Here is a 20,539-nt window from a genome sequence, read left to right on the forward strand (position 1 = left end):
CTTCTTGGCGCCGCGCGGACGGGCGTGCGTAGGCTGGCGCTCGATGGCCACTCTGAGCGTCGTGATCCCGTCGCTGAACGACGCCGAGATGCTGCGTCACGGCCTGGCCGCCCTGGCTGCGCAGACCCGTGCGCCCGACGAGATCATCGTGGTCGACAACGGGTCCGACGACGACACCGCCGACGTCGCCCGCGCAGCGGGCGCCCGGGTGGTGACCGAGCCGGTGCGCGGCGTGCTGCGGGCCACGGCTGCCGGTTTCGACGCCGCGACGGGGGAGGTCATCGGTCGCCTGGACGCCGACTCCCGCCCGGCCCCGGACTGGGCGGCGCGGCTGGACCGCCGCTTCAGCGCCGACCCCACGCTCACCGCGCTGACCGGCACCGGGACGTTCTACGGCGGCAGCCGCTTCTGGCACTTCATCGGGCACCACGTGTACCTGGGTGGGTACCTGTTCGTGTTCCGCGCGGTCATCGGGCACATCCCGCTGTTCGGCTCGAACTTCGCGATCCGGCGCGACGCGTGGCGCGGCATCCGCCCCCGCGTTCACGTGGACGACCCCCGCGCGCACGACGACCTCGACATCAGCCTCGTGCTGCCGCCCGACGCGGGCATCGAGTTCGATCCGTGGCTGCACGTGCAGGTGTCGGCGCGGCCGTTCGACAGTTGGGCCGGCTTCGCGCGGCGCGCGTCGTGGGCGTTCCACATCGTCGGCGTCAACCTGCGCGAGGTGCCGTGGCTGCGCCGCGTGTGGCGGTGCGCGCAGGGCCGGCGGGATCGGCGCCGACGGCAGCGCGAGCTGGGGCTGCGGCATCCCCATCGTCCGGGTCCGCTGCGGCGGCGCGCACGCCGCGCGATCGCCGACGAGGAGGCCAGGCCCGTCAACCCCGCATGAGCTCGAGCATCGCCTCGGTGAGCTGGTGCGGCGCCGTCTCGCACGGGCTGTGACCCGTCGGCAGCACGAACAGGCGCGCGCCGAGCCGCTCGGCGAACGCCCGGTGCGCCGCGGTGTGCCACACGTCGCCCGTCCCGGTCGCGACGAGGATCGGGATGCCGGCGGCCCGGAGCTCGTGCGACAGCTCCGGCGTGCGCTGCATGAGCGCCATGATGTCGGCCACGCTCGACGGGCGGGTCAGCGCGAAGCGCGCCGTCACGAAGACCGCCCGCTCCCGAGGCGCCCGGTGCACGTTGTGGCGCAGGGCCGAGATGAACAGCGGGCCGAGCGCGCGCGGCGGCACGACATGGCTCAGCGGGCCCAGCACCTTGAAGCCCCGCAGCGCCCGGCCCGCGAGCGGCGGCGCCGACAGCAGCGTCAGGCTCGCGAAGAGCTCGGGATTGCGGGATGCCGCCACCTGGGCGACCGTGCCCGCGAACGAGTAGCCCAGCACGTGCGCCGGCAGCGGGCCGCTCTCGAGCACCGCGAGCAGGTCGTCGACGAAGAGCTGCTGCGTGTAGCGGCGCTGCGGAGGGACGAGGTTCTCGGGCCCCGCGGCGGCGGACTCGTACTGCCCGGCCAGGTCGAAGGACTCGACGCGGAACCCCGCTGCCGCGAACAGCGGCATCATGAGCGTGAAGTCCTCCTTCGAACCCGTCATGCCGGGGACGAGGACCACGCGGGGGCCCTCCGTCGGTCCGAGCGTGACGCGCGCGAGGCGTCCGCTCGGCGCGTCGACGGCGTCGCGGACGGCGCCCTGGGGCAGCACGCTCCAGTCGATCGGGGCCAGCGCCGCGTCGAGCGCCACCGCGCGCGCCCTGCGCTCCGCCGGCGCGAGCGGTGCCGTGCCGTCGTCCGGGGCCGCGCTCACGACGGCATCCTAGGCTCGTGCTGCGGGGCCGCCGAACGACGCGGCGAGCGCGATGGAGTCGAAGAAGCTCAGCATCGCGTTGCGCAGCTCGCCCAGCGGGGTGACGAAGCTCGCGAGCACCACGTGCTTGGAGCCCGGCACGGCGAACCAGTAGTCCGCCTCCAACCGGGTGGCGGTCGCCCGGACGCCGTCCTCCTCGACCGTCTCTTCGTACGCGCGCTCGGTGCGCAGCACGCTCACGCGCGGACCGTCGAGGCGGCGGGCCGTGCCTGCGCCGTCGACCGCCGACAGAGCCAGACCCTCGCGCAGCACCGCCAGCACGGCGTCCGCGCTCCTCCCCACAGCGGGGGTCATCCGCAGGCGCTTCGGCGCATGGACGGTGAGGGATGCCGGCGTCCAGACGCCGGGGGCCGCCTCGAGGCACAGGAACAGCGCGTGGGCGTCGGCGGCGGCCGCTGCCGCGATGGCGCGGTCGAAGGCGCTGCGCAGACGGCGCCGGGCGATCGCCGCATCGTCGGCCGCGCCCACGAGATCGCGGACGGTCGTCTCGACGTCCGCGCGCGCCCGCCGTGCGTCACGGGGATCGACGGTCAGCCACCGGCCCGGCAGCTGGAAGGTCAGCCGCGGCGGCGCGCTCTCGGCGCGGCCGTCACTCACTCGCCGTCCGCGATCGCGCGCATCTGCGACGGCGACAGCCGGAGCGAGTGCGGGCCGGCGTCGGGCACGCCGAGGGCTGCGGCGACCTCGGGGGTGACCACCAGCTCCTCGCCCTGCGCGTCGAACTCGCTGTCGTAGTCGCTCTGCTGGCCGGGGACGAAGTAGATGCTCACCTCGTGGCGAGACGCGACGGGGTCCGCCACGAACACGGGTGCGGCCGCGCGCGTGACGTCCACGACCCCGTCGTCGGTGGCGTCCTCGATGAAGAGCGTCACGACGAGCTGGGTCTCCCACGGGAAGTTCGAATGCGTGACGCTGACCGTCGCGTCGTTCACGCCGTCGACCTCCGAGAGCTGCGTCTGGAGGTCGGTGACATCGGGGTCGCCGGCGCAGCCGGCCAGCGCCAGCGAGCCGAGCGCGATCACGGCGATCACCGCCGGGATGCGGAACCCCCGGCCGCGCTCACGAGCCACGCGAATACTGCGCAACGTACACCTCCTCATATCCGCCGTCGCCTTCGCCGGCGAAGAAGATCTCGTCACCCGGCCTGGGCTCGGGCAGGGCCTGCTCAGCCTGCTCACCGTACATGGTGGCGTCGTGCATCGGCCAGACGAGCGGCCGATACTCCTGCCAGTCCGCATCGAAGGCGGCGAGCCGGTCCACCGGGTCCAGTCCGACGAACTCCAGCGTGTGGACCGGGTCGATGCCGTTCTTGATCTGGGTGACACGCACCCCGTCCGGCATGTCGCTGTAGTGCTTGTCGATCGCCGACCCCGCGACGAACACCGACTCCACGCGGTCGGCGACGCGAGGATCCGTCGCGAGCTCGCCGGCCATCATGCCGCCCAGCGACCATCCGGTGAACATGATCGGAGCGTCGCTCTCGAAGACGCCGGCCTCGGTCATCGCCTGCCAGACCGCCTCCTCGTACTGCGTGCGCATCTCGGGGAAGAGCGACAGCATCAGGTCGGTGCGCAGATCGTTCATGGCACCGCCCGTGTTGAACGGCCCCCAGTTCTGGGTGCTCGGCGTCTGCACCCGCCACGACACGATGTTCCCGTCCGCGTCGTGGATGGCCACCACGCGGATCTCGGTGAGCGCATCCTTGCCGTGCTCGTCCTGGAGGGCGAGCTGCTCCATGAGCCCCTGGTAGTCGCGCGCCTCGGCGCCGTCCTTGGTCGTCTCGGTCCTGCTGTTGCGCAGCTGAGGCGATCCGGCCTGCTCTGCCACCGCGAGCGCGACGATCAGGCCCGCGAGCACGAGGCCGAGCACAAGCAGCCCGATGGGGCCGAACGCGGTGAACACGATGCCGATCAGCGCGGCCGCGATCACCACCATGAGCAGCACGACGAGCGACGACACCAGGGCGCTGAGCGCCTGCCCGAGCCAATCCAGCACGGGCGTCAGCACCGTGGCGAGCCAGTCTCCGACGGCCGACAGCACGTCCCCGACGCCGCTCCAGAACTGGTCCCAATTGTCGCCCCACGAGTCGGCCCCGTGCTCGATCGCCGTCTCGATCTCACGGATCGCCCGATCGGCGGCATCCCGGATCCGGTCACGCGCCTCGTACAGTGCCGTGCGCGCGGCATCGACGTGGCTGTTGGCCGACGCGAGGTCGTCGTAGGCGGCCCAGCGCTCCTCCTTGAGCGCGGACGTCGATTCGCCCTTCGCCTCGGCCTGCACGATGGCGTTGTCGAGGTCGTCCATGCCGCCCTCGAGCTGGTAGGCGCGGTCCTGGTAGTAGTCGGCGTCCTCGATCGCTGCGCGCGCCTTGTCTTGGATGGGTCCCAGCTCCACGGCGAACGTCGTGAGGGCGCCCGCCGTGCCGCCGTACCGCTTGTGCGCGCGCCGCAGGCCGCGCGCCGCCTCCTCGGCGCTGTCGCCCAGCGCGTCGGTCGCCTGCGAGACCTGCCCGTCGACGATGTCTCGCAGCGCATCGGCGGCCTTCTCGATGGCGGCCGCGGTCGCCTGCAGGCGCCGCGCCCGCTGCTCCAGTTCGTCGGGCGCGCCCGCGAAGACGTCCTCGAATTCGATCGCCAGTCCCGAACCCACGCCTCACCCCATGTCTTCGTCGAGTTCGGTGAGCGTCTCGCGGATCGCCTCGAGCCAATCGCCGACGGCTTCGAGCTGCTCTTCGAGCTTGCCCCGGTTGTGGTCCCAGTTGCCGGCGAAGTCGCGTACGCGGCCGGCCAGTCGCGGCTCGCCGGTCAGATCCGCCAGGTCGTCGCCGACGCGGTCGGCGCTGCGGAACGCGGCAAGGGCGTCGGCGACGCGCAGCTGCGCCGTCTCGAGCGCGGTCAGGTCGACGTCGATATCGGCCACGATCACCCCTTTCGTCCCGAGCAGAGCCTAGGGGACGACAGGGCTCTCACCCATGGGGACTGTTCCCCATGGGTGTCGTGCGCGGCCTACGGGATGGGGAACACCACGGTCGCCCCCGACGGCACAGCCGACGTCACGATGCGCGTGTCGAAGGTCGCCAGCTGCGCGTCGTTCGACGCGGCCAGGTGCAGCAGGTAGGTGTCGGCCACCTGCGAGCTCGCGAGCAGCCGCTCGATGTGGACCGAACTGTCGAGCAGGCTCACCACATCACGCATCACGCGTCAATGCACGGACTGCTCCGTGCGCCAGCAGCCGTCGACGTGGTCGTCGACCATGCCCGCCGACTGCATGAGTGCGTACATCGTGGTCGGCCCGACGAACCGGAACCCGCGCTTGCGCAGCGCCTTGCTCATCGCGTCCGACGCCGGAGTCGTCGCCGGCACCTCGGCGAACGTCGACGGACGGCGATGGGATGCCGGCGCGAACGACCACATCAGCGCGTCGAGCTCACCGGGCTCGAGGTCCTGCACCAGGCGCGCGTTCGAGATCGTGGCCTCGATCTTGGCCCGGTTGCGGATGATGCCCGGGTCGGCCATCAGCCGCTCCACGTCGTCCGGTCCGAAGGCGGCGACGGCCTCCGGCTCGAACCCCGCGAACACCTCGCGGAACCGCGGGCGCTTGCGCAGGATGGTGATCCACGAGAGGCCCGCCTGGAACCCCTCGAGACTCAGCTTCTCGAACAGCGCACGGTCGCCGTGCAGCGGCACACCCCATTCCTCGTCGTGGTAGCGCGCGTATTCGGGATCGTCGCCGACCCACGCGCAGCGCGCGCGGCCATCGGCGCCGGTGCGGACGTCCATGCTCACCGCGCCAGCCTAGGCGCGGCCTCCGACGCCGGGCTCCACGTCGCCCGGCTCCGGCGTTCAGGCGCACGTCACCGGCCCGATTCCCGGATGCCGCGTACGTCGCTTACCGTGGAATGTCGGGCTGTTCACGCCCGCACAGCTGGGAGGCAGGACCATGAAGATCGTCGCGTCGGCAGATTGGCGGGACGCGGTCCCGTTCGAGAACCCCGTCCTGGTCGCCGACGTGGTGCCGGGCGAGCCGACGCGGTGCTTCGCGTGCGGCCCCGACTCCGAACTGCTCCCCCGCACCGAGCTGTGGGCGTTCAAGCACCGCCACCCCAAGAACCACGACGGCTACGTGCGCTTCTACTGTGCGTTCCACGTGCCGAAGGCGGCGCCCGCGCCGGCGCCGGCGGCCGCCGCATCGGCGTCCCGCGCGAAGGCGTCGCGTCCCGCCGCCGAGCGCCGTGCACCCAAGCCCGTCATCCCCGAGCGCGTCCGCGAGATGTGCCCGAACTGCTTCGTCGAGGTGTCGGCGACCGGCGAGTGCGGCATGTGCGGCTGGTCGGCGAACTGACCTGAGCGGGGTGGATGCCGCGAGCCGCGGCATCCCGGATCGACGATGCCTCAGGGCAGAGAAAAGGGGACCGCGTTCCCGATTCGCGGTCCCCTCGAAGACGCTGCCGACGCACGAAGCCCGTATGCGCAGTCGGTTGAAAGGCTGCCTTCATAGGGGATATGTCCGCCGCGCGACGATCTGGGACACCCCTGCAGTCATCGTTACCTTTTCGTGACATTCGGGGTGTCCCAGACCTTCAGGTCACTTCTTCTTGAGGGACTTCTCCGACACCGGCGCCTCCCCCGATGCGGCGAGCGCACGGTAGTACTCGCGCGCCTCGTCCTGGCGCCGGCGCTCGGCGCCGGACGCGATGGGCGCGCGCACGTGCTCCGGCTCGAAGCCGTACGCGTCGACCAGATCCTGCGCGTGCGGGCGCAGGCGGGCCGCCAGGCGGTCGATGTAGCGCGAGACGGATGCCGCACGCTGCGTCGAGAGACGGCCGTTGATCAGGTACCACGCGAGGTGCTTCTCGATCAGGTGCATGCCGAACAGGTCGCGCAGCCACGTGAGCACCTGCTTGGTGCCCTCGTCCGAGATGCGGTTGACGCCGTCGGTGAACGCCTCCCACTGCAGCAGCTCGCCGTGCGCACGCGCAGCCTCGATGAGCTCGGCCTGGTGGCTGTTGAACAGCGCGGCCGCCTCGGCCGGCGACAGCTTCGACGCCGGGCGCAGCGCGGCGGCGACGTCGGCCACCATCTGCTGCACGCGCCCGGCGAGCAGCTCGTGCTGCTGGTCCTCGCGCAGGCCCAGCTCCACCGAGCGCGCGGTCGAGCCGAAATCGGCGACGGCCTGCCCGAGCTGACGGAGCCCCGCACCGTGGAAGAGCTTGCCCGCGGTCTGCCCGACCGCGAATCGGGCGAGGGCCGCGGCATCCTTCCCCTTGAACTGCTTGGCGTAGTCAGCCAGGAGTCGCTTGCCCACCAGCTGCAGCAGGATGTTGTTGTCGCCCTCGAAGGTGACGTAGACATCGAGGTCCTGGTGCAGGCCGACGAAGCGGTTCTCGGCGATGAAGCCCGAGCCGCCGCACGCCTCGCGCGCCTCCTGGATGGTGCTCAGGGCGTTCCACGTGCTCAGGGGCTTGAGCGATGCCGCGAGGGTCTCGAGGTCCTCCCGCTCGTCGGGGGTGTCGGTGCGGCCCGAGAACACGCCGTCGAACTTCTTGAGCAGCTCGTCGTTGGCGAAGAACTGCGCGTAGTTCTGCGCCAGGAGCGGCAGCAGACGGCGCTGGTGCTTGCCGTAGTCGAGCAGCACGACCTCTTCGGTCCCGGCGCCCGAGTCGAACTGACGGCGCTGGTTCGCGTACGTCAGGGCGATGTACAGCGCGAGGGCGGTGCCGGTGGTCGCCGCACCGTCCAGCGACACGCGGCCCTGCACGAGCGCGCCGAGCATCGTGAAGAAGCGGCGGCCGGGGCTCGCGATGTCGGACGTGTAGGAGCCGTCGGGAGCGACCTGCCCGTAGCGGTCGAGCAGGTTGAAGCGCGGCACGCGTACGTGGTCGAACGCCAGACGGCCGTTGTCGATGCCGTTGAGGCCGCCCTTGACGCCGTCGTCCTCGCTCGTCACGCCGGGCAGCATGCCGCCCTCGTCGTCGCGGATCGGCACGTAGAAGCAGTGCACGCCGTAGTTCACGCCGCCCGTGATGAGCTGCGCGAACACGGTCGCGGCCTTGCCGTGCAGCGCGGCGTTGCCGAGGTAGTCCTTGGTCGCCGCGCGGAACGGCGTGTGGATGACGAACTCCTCGGTGTCGGGGTCGTACGTGGCGGTCGTGCCGATCGCCGCGACGTCCGAGCCATGGCCCATCTCGGTCATCGCGAAGGCGCCGGGGATCGACAGGTCGATCACGCCGGGCAACCACTGGTCGTGGTGCTTCTTCGTGCCGAGCTGGTAGATGGCCGAGCCGAACAGGCCCCACTGCACGCCCGACTTGATCTGCAGGCTGGGGTCGGCCAGCACGAGCTCCATGAAGCCGGCGAGGTTGGCGCCGTTGTCGTTCAGCCCGCCGTACTCCTCGGGGAACGCCCGGCGCGACCCGCCGTGCTCGACCAGCAGGTGCAGCTGGCTCAGCACGCGCTCACGGTGCTCGGGCATCGGCTGCCCGTCGATGCGCCAGAACGCCGGGTCCTTGATCATCTCGCGCGCCTCGCGGCGGGTCGCGGCCCACGTGCCCAGCAGCAGGTCGGTGACCGCGTTCACATCGATGCGGGGTTCGGATGCCTCGGCCGCCGTGTGCGGGGCGGTGGGGGCGCCGCCGGCGGGCGTGCGCTTGTGGACGGCGGGCTTCTTGGAGCGGACGGCGGCGTCAGCCATGTCATCACCTCTCGAGACGAGGGACAGGGGAAGGTCACTACCGACCGTAGGACTCCCACAACGCGGACTCAAAGCGACTGGCGGTTTCGCACAAAGCCGGCCGCCGACGGGTGCGGACCGCGTTGTACGGGGCGCACAGCGGGCGGAATCGAGTGGATGCCGCGGCCCGCTGTCGACGGACCGCCCTAGGCTCATCGCCATGACAAGCACCGCCATCACCACGGCCTTCATCCCCGTCCGCGATCCGCTGGACAGCGCGCGCTGGTACGCCGACGCCTTCGGACTCGACGTCGTCGAGGCGACGGAGTTCTCGAGCGTGCTGGCCGGGTCGGCCGGGCAGGTGACGCTGATGGGTCCGGTGAGCGGCATCCAGGCCGAACCCGGCCTGCCCTGGGCGACCTGCAGCTTCGGCGTCGGCGACGTTGCCTCGGCACGCGAGCGGTTCGCCGAGCTGGGCGCGGCGCCCAGCGAGGTGATGGGCGATCCGGCGCGCGTCGTCTTCTTCACGGCGACCGACCCCGACGGCAACACGCTCCTCGTCACCGACCGCTAGCCCGTCTCGGGTCCCAGACGACGCGCAGCCGCGAGGGGTGTACGCGCGTCCGCGGGGGCGCAAGACTTGTGCGGACCGGGCGGTGTGGCCCGGCGACGGACGGGAGTCAGCCATGGGCACAGTCGGCGCACAGCTCTTTCGGCGCAAGCCCATCGTCGTCCAGCACACGCACCACCGCGGCGAAGAACTCGCGCGCAATCTCAGCACCTTCCAGCTGATGATGTTCGGCGTCGGCGCGACCGTCGGCACCGGCATCTTCTTCGTGCTGAGCGAGTCGATCCCCAAAGCCGGGCCCGCGGTGATCATCTCGTTCGTCGTCGCCGCGATCTGCGCGGGGCTCTCGGCGCTCTGCTACGCGGAGCTCGCCGCGGCGATCCCGGTGAGCGGCTCGACGTACTCGTACACGTACCACGCGCTCGGCGAGGTCTGGGCGATCATCATCGCGGGCTGCGTGCTGCTGGAGTACGGCGTCGCGGTGTCGGCGGTCGCCGTCGGCTGGAGCGGCTACTTCAACGAGCTGCTGCAGAACACGCTGGGCTTCCGGCTGCCGGACGCGCTGTCGGTGACGTTCATCCAGGGATCGGACGGGGCCGCGACGGGCGGCGTCATCAATCTGCCCGCCGTCGTGCTGGTCGGGCTGTGCTGCCTGCTGCTGATCCGCGGAGTGGCGGAGTCGGCGACCGTGAACGCGATCATGGTGCTCATCAAGCTCGGCGTGCTCGCGCTGTTCATCGTGCTCGGCATCACGGCCTTCAACGCCGACCACTTCGAGGATTTCTTCCGGTTCGGCGCCGCGGGCGTGAGCGCGGCGGCGGGCACGATCTTCTTCTCCTTCATCGGCCTGGACGCAGTGGCGACCGCGGGCGAAGAGGTGCGCAATCCGCAGAAGGCCCTGCCGCGCGCCATCATCGGGGCGCTGATCATCGTCTCGACGGTGTACATCCTGGTGGCGATCGCCGGTCTCGCCGCAGAGCCGGTCGAGTTCTTCTCGACCGAGGAGGCCGGCGAAGCGGGCCTGGCGCAGATCCTGGAGAACGTCACCGGCACGCCCGTCTGGAGCACGATCCTCGCCGCGGGCGCCGTCGTCTCGATCTTCTCGGTGACGCTCGTCACCCTGTACGGCCAGACGCGGATCCTGTTCTCGATCTCGCGTGACGGCTTCGTGCCCCGCCGGTTCGTGCGGGTCAACGCCAAGACGCTCACGCCGATCTACAACACGGTCGTCGTGTCGGTCGTCGTCGCGGTGGTCGCGGGGTTCGTGCCGTCGGACTACCTGTGGGACACCGTGTCGATCGGCACGCTGATGGCGTTCATCGTCGTCGCGCTCGCGGTCATCGTGCTGCGCCGGACCCAGCCGGGCCTGGAGCGGCCGTTCCGCGTGCCCCTGTACCCCGTCGTGCCGATCCTCACGATCGCCGCCTGCGTGTACATCCTGTCGGGGCTGGCGGCGGTGACGTGGGTGATCTTCGGCGCGTGGATCGTCATCGTGCTGCTCTACTACTGGTTCTACGGACGTCGGCATGCGACGCTCAACGACTACACCTCGGACGAGCAGATCGCCGAGCCGATCCACCCCGAGGAGGAGCGGTGACCTACGTCGTCGGGTACGGCCCGCGCAATGACGACCGCAGCGCCCTCGAGCTCGCGTTCCAGTTCGCACGTTCGCGTCCCGGGCCGGTCGTCGCGGTCTCGGTGGTCCCTCAGGGCTGGGGGACGCCGGTGGCAGCCGGAGTCGACCGCGAGTACGAGGCGTGGGCCGCGGGCGAGGGGCAGCGCAGCGCAGAACTGGCGATGGCGGACTCCGCGCACCATCGCGATCTGGCCGCAGAGGCGGTGTGGGTCACGGGAAGATCCGTCCCCGCGACGCTCATCGACCAGGCGACGGATCGGGATGCCGTCCTCATCGTGGTGGGCTCGGCAGAAGACGCGGCACCCGGCCGGGTGCGGCTGACGTCGAAGACCGACCGGCTCGTGCATTCGTCGCCGCTGCCCGTGGCCATCGCGCCGCGCGGCTATCGCACGTCGAGCCGGGTCGCGCGCGTGACGGTCGGGTTCCGCGGCGACGACGCCGGCTGGTCGCTCCTGGACCGCGTGGCAGGCATCGCCCGGTCGTCGGCCGCGCACCTGCGACTGGTGACGTTCCTGGTCGACCCCGCGCGTCGCCCGGTCACCACCGACGTGAGCCACGCGCAGGCCCAGGTCATCGACGTGTGGACGAGGCAGGCGGTCGCCGCGCAGGCCGAGGCGGTCGTCCACGTGCGCACCCTGGGGTTCGCCGACGACGAGATCGAGTACGGCATCGCGGCCGCGCCCGACTGGGGCGCGGCCGTGTCGTCCGTGGGCTGGACCGAGGGCGACGTCCTGGTCGTCGGCTCGTCGTCCACGCACCGCCTCGCGCAGGTGTTCCTCGGCTCCAGCGCTTCCAAGATCCTGCGCAACGCCCCCGTTCCGGTCGTGGTGGTGCCGGGCGCCGGCGCCTGAACTCCAGCGCCGGTTCCGCCCTCTCCTTCGCCCCCGCCCGCAGAATCGGATCCGCATCTGCGGATCGCGCCGGCGACACGCCGACCCGCGGCATCCCGAGACGGCGCGCCGCCCCAGATCTCCGCTCCAGCGGATCCGATCCGTGCACAGGAGGGCGCTGAGAGTAGACCGGTGTGGGCAGTCTCCCCCGTCCTCGGCCCGCACAATCGGATCCGCATCTGCGGATCGCGCCGGCGACACGCCGGCCCGCGGCATCCCGAGACGGCGTGTCGCCCCCGATCTCCGCTCCAGCGGATCCGATTCCGTGCAGCGGCGCGCGAGACGGAGGTGGCGGCGCCGGCAACCGGCGACACCGAGAGACGAAGGATGCCGCACCGCGGGTCGCGGTGCGGCATCCGTCCGGCTGGAACGAGGGGGGTTACAGGGTGAGGCCGTGGCCGAAGCGGAACAGCGGGTCCTCGGTGTCGAACGGCACGTCGGGACGCGACGCCTCGACCGCCGCCATCGAGCGCGGGATGTCGAACGGCAGCCGACCCTTGGCCTCGGCCGCGCCCGACAGCACATCGAGCAGGGCCGCCGAGCTGGCGCCCCAGTTGCCGGTCACCGCGTGCGCGGCCTCGACGATCGGCCCGAGGATCGCGGGCCGGTCGAGGAAGACGTCGACCACGGTCGGCACCGCGGCGGCGACCTCGGCCACGTGGGCGATCGTCTCGGGCGCGAAGTCCAGCGAGCCGGCGTGGAAGAACGACTCGAACCCGCTGCCGCGCTGCTCGTACGGCGCCTGCAGGCGCAGCACCGCGAGGTCGGCCTCGGCCGGCGTCGCGACGACGTCGCCGTACGCGGAAGCGGTCTCGGCGTCGATGCCCTCGACGTAGAGCTTCACGCCCGGCGCGAAGGGCAGCACCGCGTCCCTGTTCGAGAGGATCGTCAGCGCGGCACGCTGGGCCGCGTCACCCGCCGCGCGGAACTCGTCCGAGCCCACGATGCGGTCGGCAGCCTCGGCGTCGACATACGGGTTCTCGAACAGACCGAGCGCGAACTTCTCGCGCAGCAGGCGGCGGGCCGAGGCATCCACTCGATCCTCGGTGATGCGGCCGTCCTCGACGAGCGCCACGAGCAGTTCGGGGCACGCCTCGCCGCCGAACTGGTCGGCGCCGGCGTCGAGGATCTTGACCATGCGCTCTTCGCGGGTGAGGTGCTCGACGCCCCATGCGCGCGCCGGGAACGGCTGCCCCATGATCTCGGCGTCGGTCACGAGGCCCCAGTCGGTGCAGACCACGCCGTCGAAGCCGTAGCGCTCACGCAGCAGCCCCGTCAGCACGGACTTGTTGAAGCCGAAGCCGACCTCTTCGTACTCGGTGCCGACCGGCATGCCGTAGTAGGGCATCACCTGGCGGACGCCGGCCGCGAAGGCGTCTTCGAACGGCTTCAGGTGCAGCTCGAACTCACCGCCGGGGTACACCTGCTCGCGGCCGTACTCGAAGTGCGGGTCCTCGCCGTCCTGCTGCGGGCCGCCGCCGGGGAAGTGCTTGACCATCGTCGAGACCGCGCCGGGGCCGAAGGACTCACCGTTCTGGAAGCCGCGGATGTACGCCGCGCCGAGCTTGCCCGACAGCTCCGCGTCCTCGCCGAACGTCTGCAGCTGCCGCGACCAGCGCGGCTCGGTGGCGAGATCGACCTGCGGGTGCAGCGCCACGCGGATGCCGACCGCCGTGTACTCCTGGCGTGCGATGTCGCCGAAGCGCTCGACGAGCCCGGCGTCCCGCGTCGCCGCGAGCCCCAGCGTGTCGGGCCACTGCGAGAACGGGCCCGACAGCATGGCTGCGCCCGGGTTGTCGGTGAACGAGTGCCGCGGGTCGGTCGAGATCGTCACGGGGATGCCGAGACGAGTGGATGCCGCCAGCTCCTGCAGCGCGTTGTGCCAGCGCGCGATCGCACCGGCGGTGGGCGCGACGCCCAGCAGGTTGAAGTGGTTCATCCGCCGGTCGAGCACGTACTCGCGGTTGGACGGCAGGCCGAACATCGGGTCGGCGTCGGCGAGCTCGCCGTCCGGGCCCATCGTGATCATGGTCTGGAAGAACAGCCCGGCCTTCTCTTCCAGCGTCATCTCGGCCAGAAGGAGCTCGACGCGCTGGTCGACCGGCAGGCTCGCGTCGAGCCAAGGGCGATCGGTCACCGGGGCCTCCTCAGCGGGGCCGGGTGCGGCATCCTGAACCGTGGTGTCGGTCATCACTTCACTCCCTTGATGCGGTAGACGAGCACGGCGCCGGCGAGTGCCACGAGCGCGCCGAAGAGGTAGTAGACGGTGTAGCCGCCGAGCGGTGTGGCCGCACCGAGCGCGATGATGCCGGGCGCGATCGCCGGGGCGATCGACTGCGGCAGCGCGTTGGCGATGTTGAGCACACCGAGGTCCTTCGCGGTGTCGTCCGGGTTCGGCAGCACCTGCGTCGCGAGCGCGAGGTCGACCGACATGAACGAGCCCGCGCCGAGGCCGATGATCGCCTGTGCCACGAGCACGACAGGGACGCTGGGCGCGAACGCCAGGACGACGAGACCGACGACCATGATGCCGCCGGCGATGGCGACGAACGGGCGGCGCTTGCCGATCTTGTCGGACAGCACGCCGCCGAGCGGGCCCGAGATCGCCATCGCGACCATCGACGCGAGGTTGGCCGCGAGGATCGTCGAGATCGCGGTCTGCTCGTCGAGGCCGAACTTCTCAGTGAGGTAGAAGGGCAGGAAGGTCGCGATGCCGGCGTAGCCGAACATCACCAGGAACTTGGTGAGCCACGTCCAGCCGAAGTCGGGGTGCTTGGCCGGGTTGAACACGAACGATCCGAAGAACTGGCCGATGGTGAACCGCTGCGCGGGCTTCTCTTCCAGGCGGCGGTCCTTGAGCACGAGCACGAACAGCACGGCGAGGACGGTCGCGATCGCGGCGGGGACGACGAAGCGGGCGAAGTCGTCCGACAGGAAGTTGACGAGGAACGAACCGGCCAGGATGCCGAGAGGGGTCGTCAGGCCCACGATGCCCGAGACCTTGCCGCGGCCCGAGACGGGCACCTGGTCGGGGAGCGTCGCGTTCGCCGCGGCGAGCACGGCGTTCATGGCGGTCTGCACCAGGCACCACGCGATGAGGACGATCCACACCGAGTTCGCGACGCCGATGAGTGCGAAGCCGCCGAGGCCGACGAGCGTGCCACCGAGGATCCAGGGACGACGCATGCCGAAGCGCGACGTGGTGCGGTCCGACAGACGACCGGCGAGCGGGTTGGCGATCAGCGCGAACAGTGCGCCGACGCCCATGATGAGGCCGAGCTGCGCCGTCGCCTCTTCGGTGCTGTCGGTGATGTGCTGCACCTTGAACGCCATCGACACGAGAACCGGGGTGAGCAGAGCCAGATAGACGCCGAAGTTCACTCCGGCGAGGCCGGGCGTGTAGCCGCGCGGGGTCTTGTCGGGCGTCGTGCCCGGCGCCTTGAAGCCGGTCGTGCCGGCGGCCGCGGCCGTCGCGGCGGGAGACAGCTCTGTCATCGGAGTCCTTTCTCGGGTGCGACGCGCGGCGGCTGTGCCCAGCGTCGATTCACGAGAATACATGAAACCCGACCGTTTGGTAACTCAAATCCGACCGGTTGGTAATCGGCCTCGGTAGACTGGCGGCGTGACGACGATCTCCGCGCCGGGAACGGCCCGCAGCGCGCAGGCCGAGCGCACGCGCGCCGCGATCGTGGCGGCCGCTCACGACCTGTTCGTCTCACGCGGATACCGGGCGTCGTCGCTGCGCGATGTCGCCGCCGCCGCCGGCATCAGTCACCCGGGCCTGCTTCGTCACTTCACGACGAAGGACGCGCTCCTCGCCGAGGTGGTCGACTCGTTCGAGCGCGACAACGAGTTCGTGCTGCTGGAGCAGCTCGCCGCCGACGAGCCCGGCACCCTCGGTTACAGCGTGATCGCCGAGCGCAACGCGACTGTGCCCGGATACCTGCCGCTGTTCGCGGCGCTCACGGGCGAGGCATCCAGTCCACGGCATCCCGCCCACGGCATCATGCGCGACCGGTATGCCCGGCTGCGCGACCTGTCGGCGGACGCGATCGAAGAGGCCATGGCGCATGACACGGTGTCGCCGGATCGCGATCCGGCGAGCGAAGCCGTGCGCATCGCCGCCGCATGGGACGGGCTGCAGCTGCTGGCGCAGTACCTGCCCGATCGGGTCGACATCGTGACGGCTCTGGAGACGTACGAAGAGGGCCTCGCGCTGCCGATCGGATGGCGGGATGCCGACGACCCGGGGCCGTCCGTCACCGCCGGGCCGGTGCCGCCGATGCCGTCCTTCGCGTCACCCGACGAGGGCGCCCGGATCGGCTACCGCGTCGGCCGCGAGCGCCGCGCGAAGATCCTCGACGGCGCGACCGCGCTGTTCGCGCAGGAAGGGTACGGCGACACGAGCCTGCGTGACATCGCCGAACGCGTCGGCGTCTCGAAGTCGACTCTGCTGCACCACTACGGCTCGAAGGAGGAGCTGCTGAGCGCGGTGCTCAGCGACCGCGATCATCTCATCGAGTCGCGCGGCTCGTACGTGCGGGCCTCGCGCGCCGCGGACGAGCTGCGCGGCCTCCCCCGGGGCGCCGCCGAGAACGCGGCGTCCGCGCCCGGGCTGATCGAGGTGTACGCCGTGCTGTCGTGCGAGGCCGTGCCCGCCGATCATCCCGCCCATGCCTACTTCGAGGAGCGCTTCCGCGGCGTCATCGACCACTTCGCGGCGCTGTTCCGTGCCGCACAGCAGGACGGCGACCTGCCGTCGCACCGCGACCCCGAGTTCGAGGCCGTGTGGCTCACGGCCCTGTGGGACGGCCTGCAGTACCAGTGGCTGTACGACCGCTCCTCGGTCGACGTGGCCGCGCAGCTGTCGGCCCACCTCGACGACGTGCTGCCGCGGGACTGAGCTGACCGGGATATCCGAGTCCGCGCGCCCCGCTTCGTCTCGCTGGCGCTCGCTCAGCGACCGGGACCGGGCGACTCGGACGGCAGAGGGCCGACGTCCCCGGTCGTTGAGCAGCACCTTCCCGGCCGTTGAGCGAGCGAGGAACGAGCGAGACGAAACGCCTCCGGGTGCACGAACAACACGTTCCCGGCCGTTGAGCGAGCGAGGAACGAGCGAGACGAAACGCCCCGACCGCACGAACAACACGTTCCCGGCCGTTGAGCGAGCGAGGCACGAGCGAGACGAAACGCCCCGACCACGCGGAAAGCCCCGTCAGGCGGCGGCGATGACCTGCAGCACGGCTTCGCCGTAGGCCTCGCGCTTCTTGGCGCCGATGCCCGAGACGCCATCGAGGTCGGCGAGGCTCTCGGGGCGGCGCTCGGCGAGGGCGCGCAGCGTCGCGTCGCCGAACACGATGTACGCCGGAACGCCGAGCTCCTTCGCGACGCCGGCGCGCCACGCGCGCAGCGCCTCGAACACGCCGACGTTCGCCGGATCGAGGTTCTCCGGTGCCGTCGACTTGCGCACGCGCGCGACGCCGCCCGACCGTCCCATGACGTCGCGCCGCAGCGGAACGGGGTTCTCGCCGCGCAGCACACCGGCCGCGGGCTCGCCGAGGGCCAGCGTGCCGTACTCGCCGCGGGCGACGAGGATGCCGCGGGCCAGCAGCTGCCGGATGACGCTGCGCCAGTCCTGCTCGCTGAGGTCGGCGCCGAGGCCGTAGGTCGACAGCTTGTCGTGCCCTTGCTGCCGGATGCGATCGGTCGACGAGCCGCGCAGGATGTCGATGAGGTGCCCCGCGCCGAACGCCTGTCCGCGCTCGCGCTGCAGGCGCACGATCGTCGACAGCAGCTTCTGCGCGGGGATGAGCCCGTCCCATGTCTCTGGCGCTTCGAGGCATGTGTCGCAGTTGCCGCACGGCTCGGACGCCTCGCCGAAGTAGGCGAGCAGGTTCTGGCGGCGGCATCCCACCGTCTCGCACAGGGCGAGCATCGCATCGAGGTGCTGGCCGAGCCGGGTCTTGAACGACCGATCGCCGGGCGACTGGTCGATGAGGCGGCGCTGCTGCACGACATCGCCCAGGCCGTACGCCATCCACGCGACCGAGGCCTCGCCGTCACGCCCGGCGCGCCCGGTCTCTTGGTAGTAGCCCTCGACGGACTTGGGCAGGTCGATGTGGGCGACGAAGCGCACGTCGGGCTTGTCGATGCCCATGCCGAACGCGATCGTGGCGACCATGACGACGCCGTCCTCGCGCAGGAAGCGCGACTGGTTCGCCGCCCGCGTCTCAGCGGGCAGGCCCGCGTGGTACGGCAGGGCATCCACGCCCTGCGCCGAGAGGAACTCGGCCGTCTGCTCGACCGACTTGCGGCTGAGCGCGTAGACGATGCCGGCCGCGCCGGAGCCCTGCGACCGGATGAACGCGACGAGCTGCCGGCGCGGGTCGGACTTGGCCTCGATGCGGTACTGGATGTTGGGCCGGTCGAAGCTCGACACGAAGTGCCGCGCGTTCGGCAGGTGGAGCCGCTCGGTCATCTCGCGATGCGTCGCCGGGGTGGCGGTGGCGGTCAGCGCCAGGCGCGGCACGCCGGGGAAGCGCTCGGCGAGCGCGCCGAGCGCGAGGTAGTCGGGCCGGAAGTCGTGGCCCCACTGCGACACGCAGTGCGCCTCGTCGATCGCGATGACGCTGAGCCTGCCGCGGCCGAGGAACCGCAGCGTCGCCTCGGTGTTGAGCCGCTCGGGCGCGACGTACAGCAGGTCGAGCTCGCCGGCGAGGTACGCCCGCTCGACGGCGGCGCGCTCGGGCGGCGCCTGCGTCGAGTTGAGGTACGCCGCCCGCACGCCGTTCGCGACCAGCGCGTCGACCTGGTCGTGCATGAGGGCGATGAGCGGGCTCACGACGAGCCCCGTGCCGGGACGCACCAGCGCCGGCACCTGGTAGCAGACGCTCTTGCCACCGCCGGTCGGCATCAGCACGACGGCATCCCCACCGCCGATGACGTGCTCGACGATCGCACCCTGCTCACCGCGGAAGGCGTCGTACCCGTACACCTCGCGCAGGACCGAGCGCGGGTCGGCCCCTGTGAAGTCACGGCGCGGACCGGCTCCGGCGAACGGGTCGAACCCGGCGTCGGCCCCGGCGTCGGACCAGCCGCCCGGATCGGCCGGTGGCACCCAGCCCTCCTCGGGCGGCGCCCACGAATCGTCGGGCGGGGGCGCGAACTCGGGCTCCCACGCGAGGTCGGCGTACGGGTCGCCCTGCGGAATGGTCACCCGTCCCAGGGTAGCCGCGGCATCCGACGCCCACCCCGGCGCCGCAGCGCCGGTGCACAACCCCGCCCGCACCCGCTCCGCATCGACCCTGGGGAGGAACCGCTCAGCACCACTTCTCGGCGATCGCGTCGATCACGGTGCGGTTGCGGTTGGTCGCGACGCCCAGCAGCTTCGCGGCGCCCAGCGGATCGACCTGCCCCGCCTGATACGCCGGCCCGAGCAGCGCATGCGCGACGCGCCCGCGCACCACCATCCCGCCCGCCTCCGACGCGAGGCCCTCGACCTTCGCCGCGGTGGCGGCGGGCAGCTCGTCCTTCAGGAGGTAGATGTAGTGCCGTGCGAGCTCCGGATGCTCCTGCGCGAGCGAAGCAGCCTCGGCGGCGATCGCTCTCACCTCGGCGGTCGTGAAGACGATCGTCGGCACGTCGAACCCGCGATCCTCGGCGAAGGCGGCTTCGAGCAGCGCCTCGATCTTCGCGCGCGAGCGCATCGGCGTCGTGAAGCGCACGTTGCCGGTGTTGATGTGCGTCTCGACATCGGTGAACCCGACGCCCTCGACGACCCGCGCGATGTCGGCCTTGGCGAACTTGCGGTTCGCCCCGAGGTTGATCGCACGCAGAAAGGCCACGTAGGTCGGCATACCGCCATCATCCGCTATGGTCGTGCTCATGCAATGCCTGTGACTTCGTCCTCACCGAAACGAAGAAGGTGGATGCCGCACGCCGGCGTCCTCGAAAGGCACACGCATGCACTCCCACACCTCCCTGCCGCTGCGCGGCAAGACCGCCCTCGTCACCGGCGTCTCGCGCCGGAAGGGCATCGGCTTCGCCGTCGCGGCGGAGTTCGCCCGTCTCGGCGCCGACGTCTTCTTCCACCATTACTCGCCGCACGACGCCGACCAGCCGTGGGGCACGGACTCCCTCGACGCCGTCCGCGACGCGCTGCGCGCGGAGCTCACGCCGGGTGCGCGTCTCGGCGACCTGGCCGCGGACCTGCGGGACGCGGCATCCATCCCGCCCCTCATCGAGGCCGCACGGGCGCTGACGGGACGCCTCGACATCCTGGTCTGCAACCATGCGCTGTCGGGCGCCGACGGGTCGATCCTCGACATGACCGCCGAGCGCCTGGACGCGCACTGGCAGACCAACACGCGGTCGACGCTGCTGCTGACACGGGAGTTCGCGGCGCTGCATGCGCCGGCGCTGGACCCGGAGCGTCGGCCCGGCGAGCGCCTCGGCCGTTCCGGGCCCTTCGCCGAGCCGACCGGCCGCGTGTTCTGGATGACGTCGGGGCAGATCCACGGGCCGATGCGCGGGGAGGTGGCCTACGCGTCCAGCAAGGCCGCGCTCGCCGGTGCCACCCCGACCGTGGCCGCCGACCTGCTCGACCTCGGGATCATCCTCAACACCGTCGACCCCGGTCCGGTGAACACCGGCTACCTCGACCCCGACACGACCGACCGCCCCCTGGAGGAGGTCGGGGCGTGGATGCGGTCGACCCCGTTCGGACGCTACGGCGAGCCCGCCGACCCGGCGCGGCTCATCGCGTGGCTGTCGACGGATGCCGGCGCCTGGGTCGTCGGCCAGGTGCTGTCGACCGACGGCGGCATGCGGCTGGCCTGAGCCCGATGTCCGCGGGCGCTCGCTGCCCGTCCCCAGATCAGGAGAACTCGCGCACGCAGGCCGATTCGCCGCGAAA

Annotated in this window: 19 protein-coding genes; 7 read left to right on the forward strand and 12 right to left on the reverse strand. The window is 71.4% G+C overall.

Annotated features, from left to right (window positions below; genetic code table 11):
- Window positions 1-43: 43 nt before the first annotated feature.
- Window positions 44-892, forward strand: a complete 849-nt coding sequence (locus JNB62_RS17690) for a glycosyltransferase family 2 protein (RefSeq protein ID WP_220302219.1) — start codon at window positions 44-46, stop codon at window positions 890-892.
- Here the strand turns inward: JNB62_RS17690 and JNB62_RS17695 are convergent.
- The 7 genes from JNB62_RS17695 to JNB62_RS17725 form a co-directional block, all read right to left on the reverse strand.
- The gene (locus JNB62_RS17695) at window positions 879-1,802 is read right to left on the reverse strand and encodes an alpha/beta fold hydrolase (protein WP_308291843.1); all 924 of its coding nucleotides are present in this window, start codon (window positions 1,800-1,802) and stop codon (window positions 879-881) included. The genes JNB62_RS17690 and JNB62_RS17695 overlap by 14 nt on opposite strands.
- A 9-nt stretch (window positions 1,803-1,811) precedes the next feature.
- Window positions 1,812-2,459 (reverse strand): hypothetical protein, encoded by a 648-nt coding sequence (locus JNB62_RS17700; protein ID WP_220302220.1) that lies wholly within the window; start codon window positions 2,457-2,459, stop codon window positions 1,812-1,814.
- Entirely contained in the window at window positions 2,456-2,932 is a 477-nt protein-coding gene (locus tag JNB62_RS17705; RefSeq protein WP_220302221.1) for a hypothetical protein, read from the reverse strand. Before JNB62_RS17705 ends, JNB62_RS17700 begins: the two co-directional genes overlap by 4 nt.
- On the reverse strand, window positions 2,922-4,511 hold the full coding sequence (locus tag JNB62_RS17710; RefSeq protein WP_220302222.1) for a hypothetical protein: 1,590 nt from the start codon (window positions 4,509-4,511) through the stop codon (window positions 2,922-2,924). The genes JNB62_RS17705 and JNB62_RS17710 overlap by 11 nt, the downstream gene beginning before the upstream one ends.
- Window positions 4,512-4,514: 3 nt before the next feature.
- The gene (locus tag JNB62_RS17715) at window positions 4,515-4,781 is read right to left on the reverse strand and encodes a hypothetical protein (protein WP_308291844.1); all 267 of its coding nucleotides are present in this window, start codon (window positions 4,779-4,781) and stop codon (window positions 4,515-4,517) included.
- Window positions 4,782-4,867: 86 nt separating this feature from the next.
- On the reverse strand, window positions 4,868-5,059 hold the full coding sequence (locus JNB62_RS17720; protein ID WP_220302224.1) for a hypothetical protein: 192 nt from the start codon (window positions 5,057-5,059) through the stop codon (window positions 4,868-4,870).
- A gap of 3 nt (window positions 5,060-5,062) precedes the next feature.
- Complete coding sequence (locus JNB62_RS17725) at window positions 5,063-5,641, reverse strand: DNA-3-methyladenine glycosylase I (protein WP_220302253.1); 579 nt, start codon at window positions 5,639-5,641, stop codon at window positions 5,063-5,065.
- Window positions 5,642-5,801: 160 nt separating this feature from the next.
- Between JNB62_RS17725 and JNB62_RS17730 the strand changes: the two genes are divergently transcribed.
- Window positions 5,802-6,203, forward strand: a complete 402-nt coding sequence (locus JNB62_RS17730; protein WP_220302225.1) for a glucose-6-phosphate dehydrogenase — start codon at window positions 5,802-5,804, stop codon at window positions 6,201-6,203.
- Between the two features lie 243 nt (window positions 6,204-6,446).
- Here the strand turns inward: JNB62_RS17730 and JNB62_RS17735 are convergent, their stop codons facing one another.
- Window positions 6,447-8,552, reverse strand: a complete 2,106-nt coding sequence (locus JNB62_RS17735) for an acyl-CoA dehydrogenase family protein (protein WP_220302226.1) — start codon at window positions 8,550-8,552, stop codon at window positions 6,447-6,449.
- Between the two features lie 199 nt (window positions 8,553-8,751).
- Here JNB62_RS17735 and JNB62_RS17740 point away from each other — a divergent pair, with 199 nt between their 5' ends.
- From JNB62_RS17740 to JNB62_RS17750, 3 genes are all read left to right on the forward strand, one after another.
- Window positions 8,752-9,105, forward strand: a complete 354-nt coding sequence (locus JNB62_RS17740) for a VOC family protein (RefSeq protein WP_220302227.1) — start codon at window positions 8,752-8,754, stop codon at window positions 9,103-9,105.
- Window positions 9,106-9,217: 112 nt separating this feature from the next.
- Window positions 9,218-10,696 carry an APC family permease gene (locus JNB62_RS17745; RefSeq protein ID WP_220302228.1) on the forward strand — a complete coding sequence of 493 codons (1,479 nt, stop codon included), beginning with the start codon at window positions 9,218-9,220 and terminating at the stop codon, window positions 10,694-10,696.
- Window positions 10,693-11,586 (forward strand): universal stress protein, encoded by an 894-nt coding sequence (locus JNB62_RS17750; RefSeq protein ID WP_220302229.1) that lies wholly within the window; start codon window positions 10,693-10,695, stop codon window positions 11,584-11,586. Before JNB62_RS17745 ends, JNB62_RS17750 begins: the two co-directional genes overlap by 4 nt.
- A 418-nt stretch (window positions 11,587-12,004) precedes the next feature.
- Here JNB62_RS17750 and JNB62_RS17755 read toward each other — a convergent pair whose 3' ends face one another.
- Together JNB62_RS17755 and JNB62_RS17760 are read right to left on the reverse strand one after the other, a co-directional pair.
- The gene (locus JNB62_RS17755; protein ID WP_222856212.1) at window positions 12,005-13,816 is read right to left on the reverse strand and encodes a glycoside hydrolase family 3 protein; all 1,812 of its coding nucleotides are present in this window, start codon (window positions 13,814-13,816) and stop codon (window positions 12,005-12,007) included.
- A complete protein-coding gene (locus JNB62_RS17760) occupies window positions 13,816-15,120 on the reverse strand; it encodes an MFS transporter (RefSeq protein ID WP_220302231.1) in 1,305 nt (434 codons plus the stop codon). The genes JNB62_RS17755 and JNB62_RS17760 overlap by 1 nt, the downstream gene beginning before the upstream one ends.
- 127 nt (window positions 15,121-15,247) lie before the next feature.
- Between JNB62_RS17760 and JNB62_RS17765 the strand changes: the two genes are divergently transcribed.
- Window positions 15,248-16,528: a TetR/AcrR family transcriptional regulator gene (locus JNB62_RS17765; RefSeq protein WP_220302232.1), complete on the forward strand. Its 1,281-nt coding sequence runs from the start codon at window positions 15,248-15,250 to the stop codon at window positions 16,526-16,528.
- Window positions 16,529-16,840: 312 nt separating this feature from the next.
- Here JNB62_RS17765 and recQ read toward each other — a convergent pair whose 3' ends face one another.
- Both recQ and JNB62_RS17775 read right to left on the reverse strand, forming a co-directional pair.
- The gene (gene recQ / locus JNB62_RS17770) at window positions 16,841-18,841 is read right to left on the reverse strand and encodes a DNA helicase RecQ (protein WP_220302233.1); all 2,001 of its coding nucleotides are present in this window, start codon (window positions 18,839-18,841) and stop codon (window positions 16,841-16,843) included.
- Window positions 18,842-18,944: 103 nt separating this feature from the next.
- A complete protein-coding gene (locus JNB62_RS17775) occupies window positions 18,945-19,481 on the reverse strand; it encodes a DUF1697 domain-containing protein (RefSeq protein ID WP_220302234.1) in 537 nt (178 codons plus the stop codon).
- 106 nt (window positions 19,482-19,587) lie between these two features.
- Between JNB62_RS17775 and JNB62_RS17780 the strand changes: the two genes are divergently transcribed.
- On the forward strand, window positions 19,588-20,463 hold the full coding sequence (locus JNB62_RS17780) for an SDR family oxidoreductase (protein WP_220302235.1): 876 nt from the start codon (window positions 19,588-19,590) through the stop codon (window positions 20,461-20,463).
- Window positions 20,464-20,539 lie beyond the last annotated feature (76 nt).

Origin of the sequence: Microbacterium jejuense, assembly GCF_019511665.1 — a bacterium.
Taxonomy (GTDB): Bacteria; Actinomycetota; Actinomycetes; order Actinomycetales; family Microbacteriaceae; genus Microbacterium; species Microbacterium jejuense_A.